The organism is Janibacter sp. YB324, from assembly GCF_014217915.1.
Classification (GTDB): Bacteria; Actinomycetota; Actinomycetes; order Actinomycetales; family Dermatophilaceae; genus Janibacter; species Janibacter indicus.
The window spans coordinates 526,062-545,821 of the sequence record NZ_CP060120.1 but is presented as its reverse complement, the minus strand read 5'-3'; the positions used below and the strand labels follow the sequence as shown (position 1 = coordinate 545,821).

Genomic DNA, 19,760 nt, shown 5'->3' with positions numbered 1-19,760 from the left:
ACCTCAGCGGGTCTCGCGGTGCGCGGTGTGCTTGCGGCACCGCGGGCAGAACTTCGCCAGCTCCATGCGGTCGGGGTTGTTGCGGCGGTTCTTCTTGGTGATGTAGTTCCGCTCCTTGCACTCCGTGCACGCCATGGTGATCTTGGGGCGGACGTCGGCGCTCTTCGTGGCCACGGTAAGAACCTGCTCTCAGACACTTCGGGTGGTACTCGCCTGGCGCCGGTCTGCGCTGGGCGGGAGGTGTGTGGTGCGTTGCCACCTCGGGGGCACAACACAACGACGCACAAGAATAGTCCACGGGGCGGCCCCACCGGAAATCGGTGGTGGTCGCACCCGTGGCACTGCGTAGCGGGAGCGGGACTCGATCCCGCGACCTCACGATTATGAGTCGTGCGCTCTAACCAGCTGAGCTACCCCGCCGTGGCGGTCGACCTGCGCGCGCGGCGCGGGCCGAACCCGAGCCCCCTGTCGGAATCGAACCGACGACCTTTTCCTTACCATGGAAACGCTCTGCCGACTGAGCTAAGGGGGCAGGTCCTCCGGCGCTCGGGGAGATCCGGTGGACAACCTCGGGAGAGATTACACGGCAAGTGCCGTGGTCATGAAATCGGGGGCCCGACCGAGGTCTGCCGGGCCCCCGACCACGGGTCAGCGGGGGCCGTCGACCTGCCAGATCGTCGTCGTCCCGGAGACCTCGTTGCCGACGAGCAGCAGCGGCTCGCCCGTCGGGCTGTCCACCGCGGGGATGAAGTGCACGCCCTCGGGACCCAGGTCGCCGGCCGTGCCGGCCTCCGGGTCACCGGAGAAGTCGCGGTTCTTGGCATACCCGACGATCTCGGCGCCGGTCGGGTCGGTGACGTCGACGACGGCGATGCCGGAGTCGCGCTCGAGCCCGAGGAAGGCGTAGCTGCGGCCACCGATCGTGCCGATGTCCAGGCCCTCCGGCTCCGGCCCCTTGGCATCGCTGCGGCTGTCGAAGGAGTCGTTGTCGTCGTGGCCGGAGTTGAAGTGCTCGGGGTCGCGCTCAGCGACGAGCTGCTCGAGCGCGTCACCGCTGTCCCAGACCTGCGAGCCGTCGGCGCCGAGGATGCTCACGGAGCGCCCGCCGAAGGAGTGCAGCTCCGTGTACCCCTCGTCGCTGCGCGGCGAGGTGGTCGTCACCGTGAGCCGACCGAGCGACTCGTCGGCCTGGACCGCCTCGGCGTCGGGGAAGTCCGTCGGGTCGAGGTCGAGGTCCTTGACCCGCTCCTCCTCGGCGAAGCAGTCGTACTCGCGGGCATCGCCCTCGTTGGCCGTGACGACGTACTCGGCGCCGTCGCCGGCGCTGTAGGCCACCGCCCCGTCGGGCATGTACATGCCCTTGACCGGGTGGGAGTCGATGGCGATCGCGTCGTCCTTGTCGGACGCGTCGATGCCCTGCCCCTCGGCCGAGTGGTCCTTGAGGCCGAGCGGGACGATCTGCGTCACCCGCGCCGCCTGCAGGTCGACGACCGCGACCGAGTTGGCCTCCTGCAGGGTGACCCAGGCGGTGCGGCCGTCGGCGCTCGTCGCGACGTACTCGGGCTCGAGGTCCTGGGCGACGGTGGCGTTGGGGCCGAAGAGGCGTACGCCGGCTGCTTCGAGCTTCTTGGCTCGGCCGTTGAAGGAGGTGAAGTCGGCGGTGCGCACCTTGGCGCGGGCAACCCCCTTCGACACGTCGATGACCGAGATGCTGCCCTCGGGGTCGACCTGACCAGCGCAGTAGCCCTCGGGCTCGCCCTCGTTGGCGACGACGACGCGGCGGCCGTCGGGGGTGAAGGTCACCATGTCGGGCAGCGAGCCGACGGTGACGGTGCGCTCGGTCGTGAGGGTCTCGGCGTCGAAGAAGGAGACGCTGCCCGCGTCGGTCTTGTCGTCGGCCTGCTCGGCGACGACGACCAGGCCGTCGTGGACGTCGACCGAGTTGGCCCCGGGGGTGTCGAGGGTGCCGACCTTGGTCGGGCCGGTCGGGTCGGCGATGTCGAGCACGTCGACCGTGCCGGCCTGCGCGTTGACGACGAAGGCGCGCTGGGTCTGCGGGTCGTGGGCGACGATCTCCGAGGCTCCCTCGTCGAAGGCGCCGGTGGCGAAGGTGCCGAGCGGGGTCAGGGTGACGTCGTCGCCGGGGATGGCGGAGGCGAGGCTCGCGCCGAAGGGGGCGACGAGGGCGGTGGACATGACGAGGGCCAGCGCGGCGATGCGCGGCCGGGGCAGGGGTGCGGTCATGGCGGGGAACCTAGGCAGCCCCTCCCCTTCGCAGCCGACGCGTGGATGAACGGGCGCTTAAGCCTCGGCGACCAGTGAGTCCAGATGTGGTCGCAGGTCGGTCGGGATCTGCACCGGGCGTCGCGACACCGCGTCGACGAAGACGTGCGCCCCCGTCGTCAGGGCGACGAGCTCGCCGTCGCTCGCCCGCAGCAGCGCGCACTCCCAGCGCACACTGGTGCGGCCGACGGACAGCGTGCGCAGCCCGACCTCGAAGGAGTCCGGGTAGGAGATCTCGGCGAGGTAGCGGCAGCCGGTCTCGGGGATGAGGTTGATGACGTCACCGCCGGCCGCGACGTCGAAGCCGTGCGCCTTGAGCCAGTCGTTGATGACCGTGTCCATCACCTCGTAGTGCACGGCGTTGTTGACGTGGCCGAAGACGTCGTTGTCGTTCCACCGGGTGGGCACCGTCGTCCAGTGGCCGTAGGCAGCGCGGTCGAAGGGGGTCACCCGGCCCATCCTGCACCCGCGCCGGTCATCGGGACGAGGCCACCTGCTCCGACGACGCGAGCCCCGGGCCGGGTTACCGGCTCGGGGCTCGCTGTGCACTGCTGGTGGCAGGTGAAGGATTCGAACCTTCGTAGGGATAACCCGACGGATTTACAGTCCGTTTCCATTGGCCGCTCGGACAACCTGCCGTGTGCGTCTGAGAGGATAGCAAGTCGATCGCCCAACAGCAGAATCCACCCCGAGGAGCGCCCCGGACATGGCCAGCAGCAGCTTCGACATCGTCAGCAAGGTCGACCGCCAGGAGGTCGACAACGCCCTCAACCAGGCGGCCAAGGAGGTCTCCCAGCGCTACGACTTCAAGGGGGTCGGCGCCTCCATCGCCTGGAGCGGCGAGAGCATCGTCATCAAGGCCAACACCGCCGAGCGGGTGCTCGCGGTCCTCGACGTCTTCGAGTCCAAGCTCGTGCGCCGTGGCGTCTCGCTGAAGAACATCGACTTCGGCGACAAGGAGCCGCAGGCCTCCGGCAAGGAGTACGTTCTCTCCGGCCCGACCAAGGAGGGCATCGACCAGGACAACGCGAAGAAGATCTCCAAGATCATCCGCGACGAGGGCCCGAAGGGGGTCAAGCCGCAGATCCAGGGCGACGAGCTGCGGGTCACCGGCAAGTCCCGCGACGAGCTCCAGGAGGTCATCTCGTTGCTCAAGGGCAAGGACCTCGACGTCGCGCTGCAGTTCACCAACTACCGCTGACGACGCCACGCGCGACGCGCGTCGTGCGGGTCAGACCGCGACGGGCGCGACGTCCTCGTCGGGGTCGACCACCGGGTGGCTCGCGTCGTGCGTGGCGAGCAGCACCTTGAGCAGCGGCACGCAGAGCAGCCCGAGCGTCGTCGCCGCGATGAGCACCCACAGGCCGGCCGAGGGCGAGCCCGTCGCATTCTCCGCGAGGCCGAAGGCGTAGGGCCCGACGAAGCCACCGGTGAGGCCGATGGTGTTGACGAAGGCCAGGCCCGCTGCTGCCGCCACTCCCCCGAGCCGCGCCATGAGCGTGGACCAGTAGAGCGGCTGGACGCCGACGATGAAGAGCATCGTCGCGCTGAGGATGATCATCTGCGCCACGCCGTTGTCGACCGCGACGAAGGCCAGGGCCATGACGATCGCGCCTGCCGTCGCGTAGCCGATGAGCCGCACCTCGGTCCCGGGGTTGCGCGCCAGGACGCGCGGCACGACGAGCAGACCGATGACGGCGCCGATGCCGACCACCGCGGAGATCAGGCCGATCATCACGCTGTCGGTGACGTCCATCGCCTCGACGATCGAGGGCACGAAGAAGATCACGCCGTAGGTCGCGATCTGGTTCATGAAGTAGATCGCCGCGATCGTCAGCAGGAAGGGCTTGGACATCGCGCTGCGCACGATCGCCCCGGGCCGCTCGACGTGCGCCTCCTCGCCGACCGCGCGCCGGGTCAGCTCGCTCGCCTCGTCGTCGCTCAGCCACCTCGCCCGGCTCGGCGAGTTGGGCAGGACGAGGAAGATGAGGATGCCGAGCAGGACCGTCGGGATGCCCTCGAGGACGAAGAGCCACTGCCAGCCGTGCAGGCCTCCGACGCCGTCCATCTTCATCAGTGCGCCGCCGATGGGGTTGGCGACGATGAAGGCGATCGACCCCGCGAGCAGGATGAAGCTGACCGCCTTGGCGCGGTCCTTCTGCGCGAACCACGTCGTGATGAGGTACATGATCCCGGGGTAGAGGCCGGCCTCGGCCGCACCGAGCAGCAGACGCAGGACGTAGAAGATCGCCGGGCTGGAGATGAACATCATCGCCATGGTGATCAGGCCCCAGGTGACGGCGATCCGGCCGATCCAGACCTTCGCGCCGATCCGGTGGAGGATCAGGTTGCTCGGCACCTCGAAGGCCGCGTAGGTGAGGAAGAACAGCCCGGCCCCGAGCCCGTAGGCCGCGGCGTCGATGCCGGCGTCGACCTCGAGCGAGGACTTCGCCAGGCCGACGTTGGTCCGATCGACGAAGGCCATGAAGTAGGCCGCCATGAGCAGCGGGACCAACCGCACGAAGGCCTTGCGGGTGGCTCGCGCGTGCACCGCGTCCGACGCCGTTGTCGGTGATGTCATGTGAACTCCTGTATCTGAAGGATGATTCACATTCATATTGAACTTGGATTCAAGTCGTGTCAAGGGTCACATCGGTCAGCGGTCGGCCCGTGGGACGAAGGGGGTCACCCCCGGGCCGCGACGACCTCGCCGGCCCGCTCGAGCAGCTCGCCCTTGCGGATCTTGCCGGTGTCGGTGAGCGGGAAGGCGTCGAGCACCTCGACGAGCGGGACCTTGTAGGTGGCCATCCGCCCGCGCGCCCACTCCTCGATCTCGGGCCCGCTCGCACCCGACGCGGTCACGAAGGCCACCGGGCGCTCGCCGGTCTCGGGATCCGGTGCCGGCACCACGGCGACCGTGGCGACATCGGGGTGGTCGACGAGCAGGGTCTCGACCTCGGCGGGGAAGACGCTCATGCCGCTCACCTTGATCATGTCCTTGGCCCGCGCCAGGTAGTGCAGGCAACCGTCCTCGTCGAGGAACCCGGTGTCGCCCGTGTGCAGCCAACCATCGCGCAGCTGCCGCGCCGTCGCCTCGGGGTTGCGCCAGTAGCCCGTGGTGATCGAGGGGCTGCGCAGGATGATCTCGCCGGGCTCGCCCAGCGACATCGGCTCGGCGCTCACGGGGTCGACGACGAGGACGTCGGTGCCGGGCACGGGCAGGCCGCAGAAGACCGGTGTCGTCGTCAGGTCGTGGTCGTCGGTCTGGAAGCCGTGCGGCACGACGTCGACGGTGTGGCTCTCGGTGAGCCCGTAGGAGCCCTCGCGCAGAAGCGAGTGCTCGCCGATGACCCGGGCCCACTGCCGACGCACCTCGGGCGTGAGCCTGCGGATGAAGGACATCGCCATCGGCGCGGTGAAGCTCGAGAGGTCGCGGTCGGCGATGTCGGGCAGGTCGAGGATCGCCAGGTAGCTCTCGACGGTCGCGGCCGTCGTCGTCACCCCGTGCCGCTCGACGAGGTCGACCACGGCCGCCGCGTCCCAGCGCGAGAGCAGGATGCTCGTGCCGCCCATGACGAGCGGGATGAGGATGCCGAGGTCTTCGCCGGCGATCCAGAAGACGGGGACGAAGCACAGCGAGACGACCTCGCGCCCCAGCGCATTGGCCCCGGCGCCGCTCACCGCCGTGTAGACCATGTGCCGCTGGGTGTGCTCGCACCCCTTGGGCAGGCCGGTCGTGCCCCCGGTGTAGTTGAGGGCGGCGAGCGCGTCGAGGTCCGTGGCCGGCGCGACGAGCGGGTCCGCGGCCAGGGCGTCCTCCCAGGCCACGACGTCGACCCCCGCATGACGAAGGGAGCCCACCTCGCCTCCCACGACGACGACCGTCGTCACCCCGGCCTGCGCCGCTGCCGGCAGCAGCCGCTCGGCGAGGCTCGCGTGGGTGACGACGACGCTCGCGCCGCTGTCGGTGAGCTCGTGGACGAGCTCGGCGTGCTGGAACATCGCGTTGACCGGGACGTGGACGCACCCGGCACGCAGCGTGCCGAGGAAGGCGAGCACGAACTCCGTGGAGTTGCCCAAGTGGACGCCGACGCGCTCGCCGGGGGCCACCCCCTTCGTCCGCAGCCACCCGGCCCACCGCGCATGCAGCGCGGCGACGTCGGCATAGGTGAGCACCTCCTCCCCCATGACCACGGCATGGTGGTCCGGCTGCTCGACCGCCCACCGGTCGACGTACTCGGGCACGGTGAGGTCGCCGAGGGGGTGGACCACCTCGCGGGGCGTGTCGGCCGGGCGCACCCGCTCCTGCCGGGCTCGCACGTCGGCGAGGTGCTGCGTGTACTCCATCGGGCACTCCTTGGCTCACCAGGTGTCGACGTACCCCCGTGGCACGTCGGTGGGGTCGGCCGTACCCATCGCGGTGACGATCCACCGACGGGTGTCGACCGGGTCGATGACGTCGTCGAGCTCGACGACGGCCGCGGCATTGACCGCACGCCCGCGCTCGTACATCTGCGCGAGGAGGTCGGCCTCGAGCTCGGCACGCTCCGTCGGGTCGGCGACGGCCTCGAGCTCGCGGCGAAAGCCCAGGCGCACCGCTCCCTCGAGCCCCATGCCACCGACCTCGCCGGTCGGCCACGCCAACGTCGCGGCGGGACGGTGGAAGCCGCCGGCGGCCATCGCCTGCGCCCCGAGGCCGTAGGCCTTGCGCAGGACGACGGTGACCATCGGCACCCGCAGGTGCGAGCCGATGACGAAGAGCCGCGCGAAGTGCCGCACCGTCGCGGTGCGCTCGTGGTCGGGGCCGACCATGAAGCCCGGTGTGTCGCAGAGGGACACGACCGGCAGCTCGTGCGCATCGCACAGCTGGAGGAAGCGGGCGAGCTTGTCGGCGGCGGGGGTGTCGATGGCGCCGCCGAGGTGGCGTGGGTTGTTGGCCACGAGCCCCATGGGCCGGCCTTCGATGCGCACGAGTGCGGTGACGACGCCCGGTGCGAAGCCGGCCCGCAGCTCGAGCACGGAGTCGTCGTCGGCGAGCGTCTCGATCGCGCGGCGCACGTCGTAGGCGCGCACCCTGCTCTCCGGCACGACGTGGCGCAGGTGCCGCTGGTCCGGCGCGCTCCAGTCCTCGCGCGGCCCCTGGAAGTAGCCGAGGTAGCGCCGGGCGACGGCGACCGCCTCGGCCTCGTCGTCGACGACGACGTCGACGACTCCGTTGCTGCCCTGCACCTCGATGGGTCCGACCTCCTCGGGCGGGAAGACGCCGAGGCCGCCGCCCTCGATCATCGCGGGGCCCCCCATGCCGATCGTCGAGTCGCGGGTGGCGATGATGACGTCGCAGCAGCCCAGGAGGGCGGCATTGCCGGCGAAGCACCGCCCGGCCGCGATGCCGATGGTCGGCACGAGCCCGCTGAGGCGGCCCATCGTCGCGAAGGTCGGCACGTCGAGCCCGCTGGCGACCGTCGTGTCGGTGTCGCCGGGGCGACCTCCGCCCCCTTCGGCGAAGAGCACGACGGGCAGGCGCTGCTGCTCGGCGATCTCGAGGATGCGGTCGGTCTTCTTGTGGTTGAGGTAGCCCTGGGTCCCCGCGAGGACCGTGTAGTCGTAGGCGAGGGCGGCCACCCGCGCGCTCGAGCCGGGTGCCGTCGCCACCCGCCCGATCCCGGTGACGATGCCGTCGGCCGGGGTGGTGGCGATGAGCTCCTCCTCGCTGCGGCGCGCCCGCTGGGCGGCGACGGCGAGCCCGCCGTACTCGACGAGGGTGCCCTCGTCGAGTAGGTCGGCGAGGTTGTCCCTCGCGGTCCGCCCGCCCCGGGCGTGCCGCTTGGCGATCGCCTCGGGGCGGGCCGCGTCGAGGCGTCGCTCCTGCCGCTCGCGCAGGCGGGCCAGGTCGGCCCGCTCCGCGTCGAGGTCGAGGCCCTCGTCGACGGCGGCCGCCTCCTCCCCCACCGACGAAGGGAGCATCCGCACCAGCAGGTCGCCGGCAGCCGTGGTGGCCCCCGGCCGTGCACCCACTGCCGTGATCGTGCCGGAGGCAGGGGCGGTGACGACGTGCTCCATCTTCATCGCCTCGACGACGAGCAGGGGCGCGCCGAGCGCGACCTCGTCACCGGCCTCGACGACGACCTCGAGGACGGTGCCGGTCATCTCGGCGCGCACCTCTCCCGAGGCCGCGTCGTCGTCCGACGACGCGCAACCGTCGACCGTCGTGAGCAGCCCGGTCTCGCCGATCCACCCGGTCGTCACCCGCCAGTGCGCCACGTCGTCGTGGGCGAGCAGCTCACGCAGCAGGGGCAGGGTCGTCTCGACACCGTCGACCGAGCACTCGAGCGCGGCCCGCCGCGCCTTGTCGAGCGCGCCGGCCAGACCGCCGTGGCTGTGGGTGACGAGCTTGGCGACGAGGGAGTCGAAGGACCCGTCGACGCGGGTGCCGTCGACGAGGTGGGTGTCGACCCGCACGCCGGGGCCGCTCGGCCAGCTCGACCCGGCGACGACCCCGTGGGCGGGCAGCAGCTCACCCGAGGAGCCGAACCGCTCGGCGGCCACCCGCAGCTCGACCGCGGACCCGCGCACCGCCGGCGGCTCCGTCAGGCCGAGGTCGCCGAGGGTGCGCCCGGCGGCGAGCGCGAGCTGGGTCAGGACGAGGTCGACGCCGGTGACCATCTCGGTCACGGGGTGCTCGACCTGCAGGCGCGGGTTGACCTCGATGAAGAACCACCGGGTCGGGTCGTCGGCATCGAGGAGGAACTCGACGGTCGCCAGGCCGCGGTAGCCGCGACCGGTGAGCAGCCGCACGGCTGCCTCGTGCAGCGCCGTGCGCACGTCGTCGGGCAGGTCCGGTGCGGGAGCGACCTCGACGACCTTCTGGAAGCGGCGCTGGAGGGTGCAGTCGCGCTCGCCCAGGTGGGTGACTCCCCCTTCGCCGTCGGCCGCGACCTGCACCTCGACGTGCCGGGCGCGCTCGACGTAGAGCTCGGCGAAGAGGTCACCGGAGCCGAAGCTGCGCTCGGCCTCGGACCGGGCGCGCTCGAGCGCCGGGGCGACCGGCTCCCCCGCCGGCACGGCCCGCATGCCGCGGCCGCCACCACCGGCGGCGGCCTTGATCATCACGCCCCCGGGCAGCTGCTCGCGGGCGAAGGCCTCGACCTGCTCCGGTCCCGCGCCCACGGCCGTCGCGGGCAGGACGGGCACGCCGGCCTCCTGCGCGGCCGCCCGGGCCCGGCCCTTGTCGCCGAAGAGCTCGAGCAGCCCCGCGTCGGGGCCGACGAAGGTCACGTCGGCCGCGGCGCAGGCCCGCGCCAGCTCCGGCGACTCGCTGAGGAAGCCGTAGCCGGGGTGGAGCAGGGTGCACCCGTGCTCCCGGGCCCCTGCGACGAGGGCCGCGGCGTCGAGGTAGGCCGCCGGGCCCTCGCCGGGGAGCACGTGGACACCCGACGCCAGGCGCGCGGCGAGGCCGTCGGCCTCGGCCCGGGTCACGGCGACGACCGCCTCCAGCCCGGCCTCCCGGGCCGCACGCACGATGCGGACGGCGATCTCACCGCGGTTGGCGACGAAGACACCCACGTGCGGCTCAGAAGATCTCGAAGAGGCCGGCCGCGCCCATGCCGCCGCCGACGCACATCGTCACGACGCCGTAGCGGGCACCGCGCCGCTTGCCCTCGATGAGGACGTGGCCGGTCATGCGGGCGCCGGACATGCCGTAGGGGTGACCGATGGAGATCGCGCCGCCGTTGACGTTGTACTTCTCCGGGTCGATCCCGAGGGTGTCGCGGCAGTAGAGCGCCTGGACCGCGAAGGCCTCGTTGAGCTCCCACAGGCCGATGTCGTCGACGGTCAGGCCGTGCTGCTTGAGCAGCTTCGGCACGGCGAAGACCGGGCCGATGCCCATCTCGTCGGGCTCGCAGCCGGCGACGGCCATCCCGCGGAAGGCGCCGAGCGGGGTCAGGCCGCGACGAGAGGCCTCCTCGGCCTCCATGACGACCGCGGCGGACGCGCCGTCGGACAGCTGCGAGGCATTGCCCGCGGTGATGGAGAAGCCCTCGGTGCCGTCCTTGGCGAGCACCGGGCCCAGCTTGCTCAGATCGGCGAGCTGGGTGCCGGGGCGGTTGCCCTCGTCCTTGGCCAGGGTCACCTGCTGCGAGCCGATCTCGCTGGTCGCCTTGTCCTTGGTGAGCATCGTCGAGGGCAGCGGGACGATCTCGTCGTCGAAGGCGCCGGCCTCCTGCGCCGCAGCGGTGCGGCGCTGCGACTCCAGGGCGTACTCGTCCTGCGCCTCGCGGCTGATGCCGTAGCGGCGGGCGACGACCTCGGCGGTCTCGAGCATCGACATGTACGTCGCCGGCACGTGCTCGACGAGCCACGGGTCCTGGGCGCGGTAGGTGTTCATGTGCTCGTTCTGCACGAGCGAGATCGAGTCGACGCCGCCGCCGACGGCGACCTGCTGGCCGTCGACGATGACCTGCTTGGCGGCGGTGGCGATGGCCATGAGGCCGCTGGCGCACTGGCGGTCGACGGACATGCCGGCGACGGTGACGGGCAGGCCGGCCCGCAGCGCCGCCTGCCGGCCGATGTTCATCGCGGTCGAGCCCTGCTGGAGGGCGGCGCCGATGACGACGTCCTCGATCTGCTCGCCCTCGACGCCGGCGCGCTCGACGGCGTGCCGCACGGCGTGGCCGATGAGCTCCTGGGCCTGGGTGTCGTTGAAGGCGCCGCGGTAGGCCCGGCCGATGGGGGTGCGGGCGGTGGAGACGATGACGGCTTCGCGCATGGTCACTCCTGGTCTGTGGGTGGGGGTGGTCGAAGGGGGTCGCAGGTCGAGTCTGTCGCTCAGCACGCCGGCAGGTCCACGAGCTCCGCGAGGTCGCTGCGGTGCCGGTCGGGAGTGCCCAAGGCCAGTTGGTCGGACTTGGCGCGCTTGAGCCGGGTGTGCACCGCGGCCTCCCACGTCATGCCGATGCCGCCATGAAGCTGCAGGGCCTCCTCAGCGGCGCGCACGGCGGCGTCGGAGCAGAAGGCCGCCGCAGTAGCCGTGGCGATCCGTCCCTCCACCGCGTCCTGAGGTGCGACGGAGGAGCCTCGAAGGGCGCCATCGGCCAGCGTGCCGGCGGCATGACGTGCCGCGGCCTGCGCGCCCACGAGCAGCAGGTAGAGGTCGGCCAGGCGGTGCTTGATCGCCTGGAAGGAGCCGATCGGCCGGGCGAACTGCACCCGCGTCTTGGCGTACTCGACCGTCGTCTCGAGGCACCACTGCGCCACGCCGAGCTGCTCGGAGGCGAGCAGGGCCGCGCCGGCCGCCAGGCCGGCGTCGACGGCGGCGCGCGCCGCGTCGCCGGAGGCGATCTCGGTGCCCTCACCGGTGAGCGTCACCCGGGCGAGCGGCCGGGTCATGTCGAGCGAGGTGATCGGCTCGAGCTCGACCTCGTCCCGACCCACCGCGCGAAGGGAGGTCACTCCCCCTTCGTCGGTGACGGGCACGAGGAAGAGGTCGGCGGTCAGCGCACCGGCGACCGGGGAGACCACATGCTCGACCGGGGTCCACGCGCCACGGCGCGCGGTCCACGGCAGGGCGAGGGTCGCGACGACCTCGCCGGACGCCAGGCGCGGCAGGTGCGTCTCGTCGCCGGCCCAGAGCAGGGCGCTCGTCGCGACGACGGCGCTGGTGAGGAAGGGCGTGGGCGCGACCGCGCGGCCGAGCTCCTCGAGGACGACGGCGGCCTCGCGGGCGCTCGCGCCGACCCCACCGAGGGGCTCGGGCACGAGCAGGCCGGCGACGCCGAGCTGCTCGGCGAGGGTGCGCCACAGCGCGGTGACATCAGTGTCGGGCTCGTCGGCCAGACGGGCGGGCAGCCCCTCGTCGAGGGACCGCTGGAGGGTCGAGCGGACGCTGTCGCGCAGCGACTCCTCGACGTCGGTGTAGAGCAGGTCGGTCATCGCGGCACGTCCTTGAAGGCGACGCCCTTGTCGGGGCGGTGGTCCGGGGGCAGGCCGAGCACCCGCTCGGCGACGACATTGCGCATGATCTCGCTCGTCCCGCCCTCGATGGAGTTGCCCTTGGCCCGCAGGTAGCGGTAGCCGGGGCCGTGGCCGAGGAAGGAGCCGCCCTCGGGGCGGACCATGGTCCAGTCGTGGTACTCGAGCCCCTCCTCGGGGGCGAGCTCGAGGGCGAAGCCGCTCACCTGCTGGGCCTGGTGGGCGAAGGCGAGCTTCATGGCCGAGCTCTCCGGCCCGGGCTGCCCGGCCTCGAGGCCCTGGCGCAGTCGCTCGCCGGCGAGCCGGGTCACCTCGGTCTCGACCCACCAGTGCATGAGCTCGGCGTGTGTGCCGGGGGTGCGCACCGTGGGGTCCTCGCGCCAGCGCTGCGTGACCAGGCCGATCTGGCCGGCCTCGCGCTCGGTGCCGGCGCTGATGGCGACCCGCTCGTTGTTGAGCGTCGTCGTGGCGACGCGCCACCCCTCGCCGACCTTGCCGACACGGTTGCGGTCGGGCACGCGCACACCCGAGAGGAAGACCTCGTTGAACTCCGCCTCGCCGGTGATCTGGCGCAGCGGGCGCACCTCGACGCCGGGGTCGGTCATGTCGACGAGGAAGTAGGTCATCCCGGCGTGCTTGGGCACCGAGGTGTCCGTGCGGGCCAGGAGGATCGCGAAGTCGGCGTTGTGCGCACCGGAGGTCCACACCTTCTGCCCGTCGACGACCCAGTCGTCGCCGTCGGGCACCGCGCGCGTGGCGACCCCGGCGAGGTCGGACCCGGCCCCCGGCTCGCTGAAGAGCTGGCACCAGATCTCCTCGCACGCGAAGAGCGGCCGCAGGTAGCGCTCCTGCATCTGCGAGGTGCCGAAGGCGAGGATCGTGGGGGCGGCCATGCCGAGGCCGATGCTGTTGCGTCCGACGTCGGGACGCGGTGCCCCCGCCGCCTCGAGCAGGGCGTCGACCTCGAGCTGTCGGCCGCGGGCCAGGCCCAGGCCACCGCGCCCCCGCGGGAAGTGCACCCACGCGAGGCCGGCGTCGAACTGCGCGCCGAGGAAGTCAGCGGGAGGCGTCGTCTGCGGGTCGTGGCTCGCGAGGAGCTCCTCGACCCTGCGCTGCAGGTCAGGGCTCTGCTGCTGATCAGGCATGTGCGGTCAGCCTCCGGATCTCGTGGCGGGCCAGCGCATTTTTGTGGACCTCGTCGGGGCCGTCGGCGAAGCGCAGGGTGCGCACCTGGGCGTACCACTCCGCGACGGGGAAGTCCTGGCTCAGACCACCGGCGCCGTGGACCTGCACCGCCTTGTCGACGATCCACTCGACCGTCGCCGGGGCGGCGATCTTGATCGCCTGGATCTCGGTGTGCGCGCCCTTGTTGCCCACCGTGTCCATGAGCCAGGCGGCCTTGAGGGTGAGCAGCCGCAGCTGCTCGATGCGCACCCGGGACTCGGCGATCCAGTCGCGGATGACGCCCTGGTCGGACAGCGGCTTGCCGAAGGCGACCCGGCTCGCCGCCCGCTCGACCATGAGCTCGAGCGAGCGCTCGGCGATGCCGACGAGGCGCATGCAGTGGTGGATGCGGCCGGGGCCGAGACGGGCCTGGGCGATGGCGAAGCCCGCGCCCTCCTCACCGATGAGGTTGCTCGCCGGGACGCGCACGTCGGTGAAGTCGATCTCGGCGTGACCACCGTGGTCGCGGTCGTCGTAGCCGAGGACCTTCATGCCACGGCGCACCTCGACGCCGGGGGTGTCCCGCGGCAGGAGGATCATCGACTGCTGCCGGTGACGGTCGGCCGACGGGTCGGTCTTGCCCATGAGGATGAAGACCTTGGCGTTGGGGTTCATCGCGCCGGAGATGTACCACTTGCGGCCGTTGATGACGTACTCATCACCGTCGCGCACGATCGAGGTCTCGATGTTGGTCGCGTCCGAGCTGGCCACGCGGGGCTCGGTCATCGCGAAGGCCGAGCGGATCTCGCCGGCGAGCAGCGGGGTGAGCCACTGCTCCTGCTGCTCGGGGGTGCCGAACATGTGCAGCACCTCCATGTTGCCCGTGTCGGGCGCGGCGCAGTTGGTCGCCACCGGGGCGATGTGCAGGCTGCGGCCGAGCACCTCGCACAGCGGCGCGTACTGGAGGTTGGTCAGGCCGGCGCCGTCCTCGCCGGGCAGGAAGAGGTTCCACAGCCCCTGGCTGCGGGCGGCCTCCTTGGCCGGCTCGATGATCGGCGGCGGCGCCCACACGTCGGGCGCGGCGTCGAGCTGCTCCTGGTAGGTCGCCTCGATCGGGTAGACGTGCTCGTCCATGAAGGCGGTGAGCTGCTCACGCAGCTCGAGGGTGCGGGCGTCCAGCGCGAAGTCCACGGGTCGCTCCCTTCGGGTCAGGTGGTGGGGGCGACGACCCGGGCGGGCCGCTCGCCGGAGGTGGCGATGGTCGGTCGGTCGAGAGCCCGCTTGAGGATCTTGCCGGTGGCCCCCTTGGGCAGCTCCTCGACGAGCTGGTAGATCCGGGGGACCTTGTAGGCGGCGAGCCGCTCCTCGAGCCAGGCACGCAGGGCGGCCGGCTCGATGTGGGCACCGGGCTGCGGGGTGACGACGGCGGCGATCTCCTCACCGAGTCGCTCGTCGGGCACGCCGATGACGGCGGCCTCGCGGATGTCGGGGTGGCCGTAGAGGACCTCCTCGATCTCGCGGGGGTAGACGTTGTAGCCGCCGCGGATCACGAGGTCCTTCTTGCGGTCGACGATCCACAGGTCGCCGTCCTCGTCCATGCGACCGATGTCGCCGGTGAGGAACCACTCCCCCTCGAAGACCGCGGCGGTCGCGTCGGGGCGCTGCCAGTAGCCGCTCATGACGTAGGGGCCGGCGATGGCCACCTCGCCGGTCTCGCCGGGAGGCAGCTGGTTGCGGTCGTCGTCGAAGATCGCGAGCGCACCGCCGGGCAGGGCCCGGCCGACGCTCATCTCCTTGCGCGGGAGGTCGGCCCGGTTGAAGGTCGCGGCACCCGCGGTCTCGCTCAGGCCGTAGCCGTCGAGGACGACCGCGCCGAAGCGCTCGCGGAAGGCCTTGGCCACCTCGAGCGGCAGCGCCGCGCCTCCCGAGCAGGCCAGGCGAAGGGAGGTCAGCTCCTGCGGGGTGACATCCGTGTCCGCGTGGAGCATGGCATTCCACATCGTCGGGACCCCGGCGACCGCGGTGAGCTGCTGGTCGGCGGCCATGCGCAGCAGGCCCGCCGGGTCGAAGGGCCGCTGCAGCGACAGGCACCCACCGGCCGTGTAGACGGTGAACATCACCGAGGACTGGCCGAAGACGTGGAAGAGCGGCAGGGCCGTGCCCATGCTCTCCCGCGGCCCGAGGTCGAGCGCCTCGGCGAGCGAGGCACCGCAGCCGAGGAGGTTGCCGTGGGTGAGGATCGCGCCCTTGGGAGCACCCGTCGTGCCCGAGGTGTAGAGCAGCACGGCCGGGTCGTCGGTGCCGACGGACGCCGGGTCGGGTGCCCCCTCGGGCGGCGGCACGCACCCCGGCTCGAGGACCCAGGTGTCGAGACGGCACTCCCCCGCGGTCGCGGTGAGCGCCTGCGAGCCCTCGTGCCAGCCGATGGCAAAGGAGCAGCCCGCGTCCTGCACGAAGTGGGTCAGCTCGCGCTGGGTGCACAGCGGGTTGACCGTCACCGCGGTCGCCCCGAGGGCGAGGACGGCGTGGTAGGTGAGGACGAACTCGGCACTCGTCGGGACGACGACGAGGACCCGGTCGCCGGGGTGCACACCCCGGCGGGTCAGCTCCTCCATCGCGCCACGGATCCCCGTGCGCAGCTGCTCGAAGGTCCACGCGCGCTCGCCCTCACGCAGGGCGGGGGCGTCGGGCGTCGTGTCGGCCCAGCGCCACATGAGCTCGGCGGTGCCGCTCATCGCGTGCTCTCCCTCAGGTGACGCTGGTAGCGCTGCATGCCGCCGATCCACCGGTCGTGGTCGTCGACCTTGCGCCGGAGGAACTCGCGCACGTCCTCGTGCGGGGTGATGAGGAAGCGGCCCTCGGCGACGGCGGCGAGCACCTGGTCGGCGACGTCACTCGGGGCGAGCACCTCACCGGCGCCGGTGACCGCGGCCGCGGCGACCCGGCCCCCTGCGTCGTCACCGGACGTCATGCCGCTGCGCAGCAGGTCGGTGTCGACACCCATCGGGCACAGGCAGCTGACCCCGATGCCGTCGTCGCCGTAGGTCACGGCGAGCCACTCGGCGAAGGCGACGGCACCGTGCTTGGAGACGGAATAGGTCGCCGACCCGATCTGAGTGAGCAGCCCTGCGGCAGAGGCGGTCGAGACGAAGTAGCCCGTGCCGCGCTCCACCCAGCCGGGCACGAGCTGGCGGGCGGCGCGCACGTGCGCGAGGAGGTTGACGTCGAGCGCGGCCTGCCACTGGGCGTCGGTGGCCGAGAGACCGAGGCCGTCGCCGATGCCGGCATTGGCGAAGAAGAGGTCGACCGGGCCGTGGGCCTGCTCGGCAGCAGTGATCATCGCGGCGATGACCTCGTCGCTCGAGGCGTCGCCGGCCACGGCGACCGCGCCGAGGCGCTCGGCCGTCGCGACCACGCGGGCCTCGTCGAGGTCGGAGACGACGACGTGCGCACCCGCGTCGACGAGGGCCTGCGCGATGGCGGCACCGATGCCGCCGGCGGCGCCGGTGACGACCGCGACCTTGTCCTGGACCTGCATCGGGACGCCCATCAGTCGCACGGCCCGCCGGCGACGTAGAGGACCTGACCGGTGGTGAAGCCGGCCCCCTCGCTCGCGAAGAAGGAGACGGCGTGCGCGATGTCAGCCGGGACGCCCGTGCGGGCGACCGCGGCGGAGGCACTCGCCTGCGCCTTGAGGTCCTCGAAGGAGATCCCGATGCGCTCGGCGGTCTCGGCGGTCATCTCGGTCTCGATGAAGCCCGGGGCGATGGCATTGGCCGTCACGCCGAACTTGCCGAGCTCGATGGCCAGGGTCTTGGTGAAGCCCTGCATGCCGGCCTTGGCCGCCGAGTAGTTGACCTGGCCGCGGTTGCCCTGGGCCGAGGTCGAGGAGAGGTTGACGATGCGGCCGTGGCGCTCGGCCGTCATGTGTGCCTGGCAGGCGCGGGTCATGAGGAAGGCCCCCCGCAGGTGGACCGCCATGACCGCGTCCCAGTCGGCGACCGACATCCTGAAGATCAGGTTGTCGCGGATGATGCCGGCGTTGTTGACCAGGACCGTCGGCGGGCCGAGCTCGTCGACGATGCGCTCGACGGCCGCGGCGACCTGCTCCTCGTCGGAGACATCGGCCCCGACGGCCAGGGCCCGACCCCCGACGGCGGCGATCTCCTCGACGACCGGCGCACAGGCGCTCTCGTCGAGGTCGAGGACGGCGACGGCCATCCCGTCGGCGGCCAGGCGACGGGCGACGCCCGCACCGATGCCGCGGGCGGCACCCGTGACGACGGCGACGCGCTGCTGGTCTGTGGTCATGTGAGAACTCCTGTGGTCTCGACTACCGGATGACCTCGACGCTACTTGAAGCCGGGTTCAAGTTCAACTAGGTTCGAGGGACCAGATCGTGACCGAAGGAGCTCACCGTGACCCAGACCGCGCAGCACCGCCCCACGTCCGTGCAGGACCTCAAGGACCTCGTCGGCACCCGGCTCGGCCCGACCGAGTGGCACGTCGTCGACCAGGCGAAGATCGACGCCTTCGCCGACCTCACCGGCGACCACCAGTGGATCCACGTCGACCCGCAGCGGGCGGCCGACTCCCCCTTCGGCTCGACGATCGCGCACGGGCTCTACAGCCTCTCGCGCACGCCGGCCTTCCTCGAGGAGCTCATGGCCTTCGACGGCTTCGCGCACAGCCTCAACTACGGCTACGACAAGGTGCGCTTCATCCACCCGCTGCCGGTGGACTCGCGCATCCGCCTGGTCGCCGAGCTGACGTCGGTCGAGGAGACCGGCCCGGGCGCGGTCAAGGTCGTCACGACCCTCACCGTCGAGGCCGAGGGCATCGACAAGCCGATCCTCGTCGCCGAGTCGATCGGTCGCTTCAGCTCCTGACCCCGATGGCCCCGCACGTCGGGGCCGGCCACGGCAGCGCCGCGTGGGCCGCCACGAGCTCGTCGATCCGCTCGGCGATCGTGGGGGCCCACGCGCATGCCCGGCGGGTCGTCAGGTCGACGTGCGCCTCGAGGACCTCGAGAGAGTTGGCCACGCGCCCGGTCGTGCGGTCGACGACGAAGGAGATCGCGTGCATGACCTTGTCGCCACGGGCCACCCAGCGCAGGTGCACGCTCACCTCGTGGCCGACGTGCACCTCGCCGAGGAAGCGCAGGTGCTGCTCGACGCTGAACATGCTCCACCCGGTCTCGGCCCGGTAGGCATCGTCGACGCCGAGCGCCGTGAGCGCCGCCTCCGCGCCGCGCAGGTGCAGGTCGTAGTAGCGGGCGACATTGACGTGGCCGTTGACGTCCTCCCACTCCGGCGGAGCCGTCTCGACGATCACCGCCGGGAGGGCGAGGACCTCCTGGACCGAAGGGAGCGGCGCTGCGGTCGTCATGGGAGCAGCAGCACCTTGCCGGTGACCTGCCGGGTCTCGAGCGAGGCGATGGCCTCGGCCGCCTCCGCCAGCGGGTAGGTCGCACCGAGCACCGGGTCCAGGGCCCCGCTGCGCAGGTGCGGCAGCATCGCCTCCCACTCGGTGCCGATGTGACCGGGGCGGGACATCGCGTAGGCGCCCCAGCCGACGCCGACGACGCTGATGTTGCCCAGCAGCAGCCGGTTGACCTTGACCTCGGGGATGGCACCGGCGGTGAAGCCGATGACGAGCAGGCGACCGTGCTCGCGCAGGGCCCGCAGCGAGTCGGTGAAGCGGTCACCGCCCACGGGGTCGACGACGACGTCGACGCTCGCCCGGCCCACCGCGTCGAGGAAGCCGTCGGCCAGGACGACCTCGTCGGCACCCGCGGCCCGGGCGATCTCCCCCTTCGCCTCGGTGGAGACGACACCGATGACCTTGCCGGCGCCGAAGGCCTTGGCCATCTGGATCGCGGCGGTGCCGATGCCGCCGGCTGCGCCGTGCACGAGGACGGTCTCGCCCTCGGCGAGGTGACCGCGCTCGACCAGCGCGAAGTAGACGGTGGCGTAGTTGAAGGTGAAGGCGGCACCCGACTCGAAGCCGACCTCGTCGGGCAGGTGGAAGGTCAGGTCGGGCTGCGCCTGGGCGACCTCGGCGAAGCCCCCGAGCATCGTCAGTGCCGCGACGCGGTCACCGGCGGCGAAGCCGCTGCCCTCGGGCGCGGCGGTGACGACACCGGCCACCTCGGCCCCCGGGACGAAGGGGAGGTCGGGCTTCATCTGGTAGAGCCCGCGGGTCTGGAGCAGCTCGGGGAAGGCCACACCGGCGGCCCTGACCTCGATCGTCACCAGACGCGGGTCGGCCGGTGCGGGGACGTCGACGAGCTCGACGGCCTGCGGCCCGTCGAGGGAGGAGATGTGGATGGCGCGCACGTGCTG

Annotated in this window: 17 protein-coding genes and 3 tRNA genes; 2 read left to right on the top strand and 18 right to left on the bottom strand. The window is 71.9% G+C overall.

Annotated features, from left to right (window positions below):
• Positions 1–3 precede the first annotated feature (3 nt).
• The 6 genes from rpmG to H7A72_RS02665 form a co-directional block, all read right to left on the bottom strand.
• Entirely contained in the window at positions 4–174 is a 171-nt protein-coding gene (rpmG, locus tag H7A72_RS02690) for a 50S ribosomal protein L33 (RefSeq protein ID WP_084450001.1), read from the bottom strand.
• A 172-nt stretch (positions 175–346) separates the two neighbouring features.
• Positions 347–420 (bottom strand) — tRNA-Met (locus tag H7A72_RS02685).
• A gap of 39 nt (positions 421–459) precedes the next feature.
• Positions 460–532: transfer RNA gene (locus tag H7A72_RS02680), tRNA-Thr, on the bottom strand.
• A 116-nt stretch (positions 533–648) separates the two neighbouring features.
• Positions 649–2,244, bottom strand: a complete 1,596-nt coding sequence (locus H7A72_RS02675) for a choice-of-anchor I family protein (RefSeq protein WP_223277752.1) — start codon at positions 2,242–2,244, stop codon at positions 649–651.
• Between the two features lie 57 nt (positions 2,245–2,301).
• Positions 2,302–2,733 (bottom strand): thioesterase family protein, encoded by a 432-nt coding sequence (locus H7A72_RS02670; RefSeq protein ID WP_223277751.1) that lies wholly within the window; start codon positions 2,731–2,733, stop codon positions 2,302–2,304.
• 102 nt (positions 2,734–2,835) lie between these two features.
• Positions 2,836–2,921, bottom strand: a tRNA-Tyr gene (locus H7A72_RS02665).
• A 68-nt stretch (positions 2,922–2,989) separates the two neighbouring features.
• On the opposite strand from H7A72_RS02665, the gene H7A72_RS02660 reads away from it, so the two are divergent.
• Positions 2,990–3,484, top strand: coding sequence for a YajQ family cyclic di-GMP-binding protein (locus H7A72_RS02660; protein ID WP_072623735.1), 495 nt, complete (start codon positions 2,990–2,992; stop codon positions 3,482–3,484).
• Between the two features lie 30 nt (positions 3,485–3,514).
• On the opposite strand, the gene H7A72_RS02655 is transcribed toward H7A72_RS02660, so the two are convergent.
• From H7A72_RS02655 to H7A72_RS02610, 10 genes are all read right to left on the bottom strand, one after another.
• A complete protein-coding gene (locus H7A72_RS02655) occupies positions 3,515–4,864 on the bottom strand; it encodes an MFS transporter (RefSeq protein ID WP_185221550.1) in 1,350 nt (449 codons plus the stop codon).
• Between the two features lie 104 nt (positions 4,865–4,968).
• Complete coding sequence (locus tag H7A72_RS02650; protein WP_185221549.1) at positions 4,969–6,630, bottom strand: AMP-binding protein; 1,662 nt, start codon at positions 6,628–6,630, stop codon at positions 4,969–4,971.
• Between the two features lie 15 nt (positions 6,631–6,645).
• Positions 6,646–9,846, bottom strand: coding sequence for a carboxyl transferase domain-containing protein (locus tag H7A72_RS02645; RefSeq protein ID WP_185221548.1), 3,201 nt, complete (start codon positions 9,844–9,846; stop codon positions 6,646–6,648).
• A 7-nt stretch (positions 9,847–9,853) separates the two neighbouring features.
• Positions 9,854–11,050 (bottom strand): acetyl-CoA C-acyltransferase, encoded by a 1,197-nt coding sequence (locus H7A72_RS02640; protein ID WP_185221547.1) that lies wholly within the window; start codon positions 11,048–11,050, stop codon positions 9,854–9,856.
• 59 nt (positions 11,051–11,109) lie between these two features.
• Positions 11,110–12,213 carry an acyl-CoA dehydrogenase family protein gene (locus H7A72_RS02635; RefSeq protein ID WP_185221546.1) on the bottom strand — a complete coding sequence of 368 codons (1,104 nt, stop codon included), beginning with the start codon at positions 12,211–12,213 and terminating at the stop codon, positions 11,110–11,112.
• The gene (locus H7A72_RS02630) at positions 12,210–13,397 is read right to left on the bottom strand and encodes an acyl-CoA dehydrogenase family protein (RefSeq protein WP_084449989.1); all 1,188 of its coding nucleotides are present in this window, start codon (positions 13,395–13,397) and stop codon (positions 12,210–12,212) included. The genes H7A72_RS02635 and H7A72_RS02630 overlap by 4 nt, the downstream gene beginning before the upstream one ends.
• Positions 13,390–14,607: an acyl-CoA dehydrogenase family protein gene (locus H7A72_RS02625; RefSeq protein WP_084449988.1), complete on the bottom strand. Its 1,218-nt coding sequence runs from the start codon at positions 14,605–14,607 to the stop codon at positions 13,390–13,392. Before H7A72_RS02625 ends, H7A72_RS02630 begins: the two co-directional genes overlap by 8 nt.
• Before the next feature lie 17 nt (positions 14,608–14,624).
• On the bottom strand, positions 14,625–16,151 hold the full coding sequence (locus H7A72_RS02620) for a class I adenylate-forming enzyme family protein (RefSeq protein WP_185221545.1): 1,527 nt from the start codon (positions 16,149–16,151) through the stop codon (positions 14,625–14,627).
• Positions 16,148–16,966, bottom strand: coding sequence for an SDR family oxidoreductase (locus tag H7A72_RS02615; protein WP_223277750.1), 819 nt, complete (start codon positions 16,964–16,966; stop codon positions 16,148–16,150). Before H7A72_RS02615 ends, H7A72_RS02620 begins: the two co-directional genes overlap by 4 nt.
• Entirely contained in the window at positions 16,966–17,727 is a 762-nt protein-coding gene (locus H7A72_RS02610) for an SDR family oxidoreductase (RefSeq protein WP_185221544.1), read from the bottom strand. Before H7A72_RS02610 ends, H7A72_RS02615 begins: the two co-directional genes overlap by 1 nt.
• Before the next feature lie 107 nt (positions 17,728–17,834).
• Here H7A72_RS02610 and H7A72_RS02605 point away from each other — a divergent pair, with 107 nt between their 5' ends.
• On the top strand, positions 17,835–18,305 hold the full coding sequence (locus H7A72_RS02605) for a MaoC family dehydratase (protein WP_072623725.1): 471 nt from the start codon (positions 17,835–17,837) through the stop codon (positions 18,303–18,305).
• On the opposite strand, the gene H7A72_RS02600 is transcribed toward H7A72_RS02605, so the two are convergent.
• Together H7A72_RS02600 and H7A72_RS02595 are read right to left on the bottom strand one after the other, a co-directional pair.
• Entirely contained in the window at positions 18,295–18,804 is a 510-nt protein-coding gene (locus H7A72_RS02600) for a thioesterase family protein (RefSeq protein ID WP_084449985.1), read from the bottom strand. The genes H7A72_RS02605 and H7A72_RS02600 overlap by 11 nt on opposite strands.
• Positions 18,801–19,754: an NADPH:quinone oxidoreductase family protein gene (locus H7A72_RS02595; RefSeq protein ID WP_185221543.1), complete on the bottom strand. Its 954-nt coding sequence runs from the start codon at positions 19,752–19,754 to the stop codon at positions 18,801–18,803. The genes H7A72_RS02600 and H7A72_RS02595 overlap by 4 nt, the downstream gene beginning before the upstream one ends.
• Positions 19,755–19,760 lie beyond the last annotated feature (6 nt).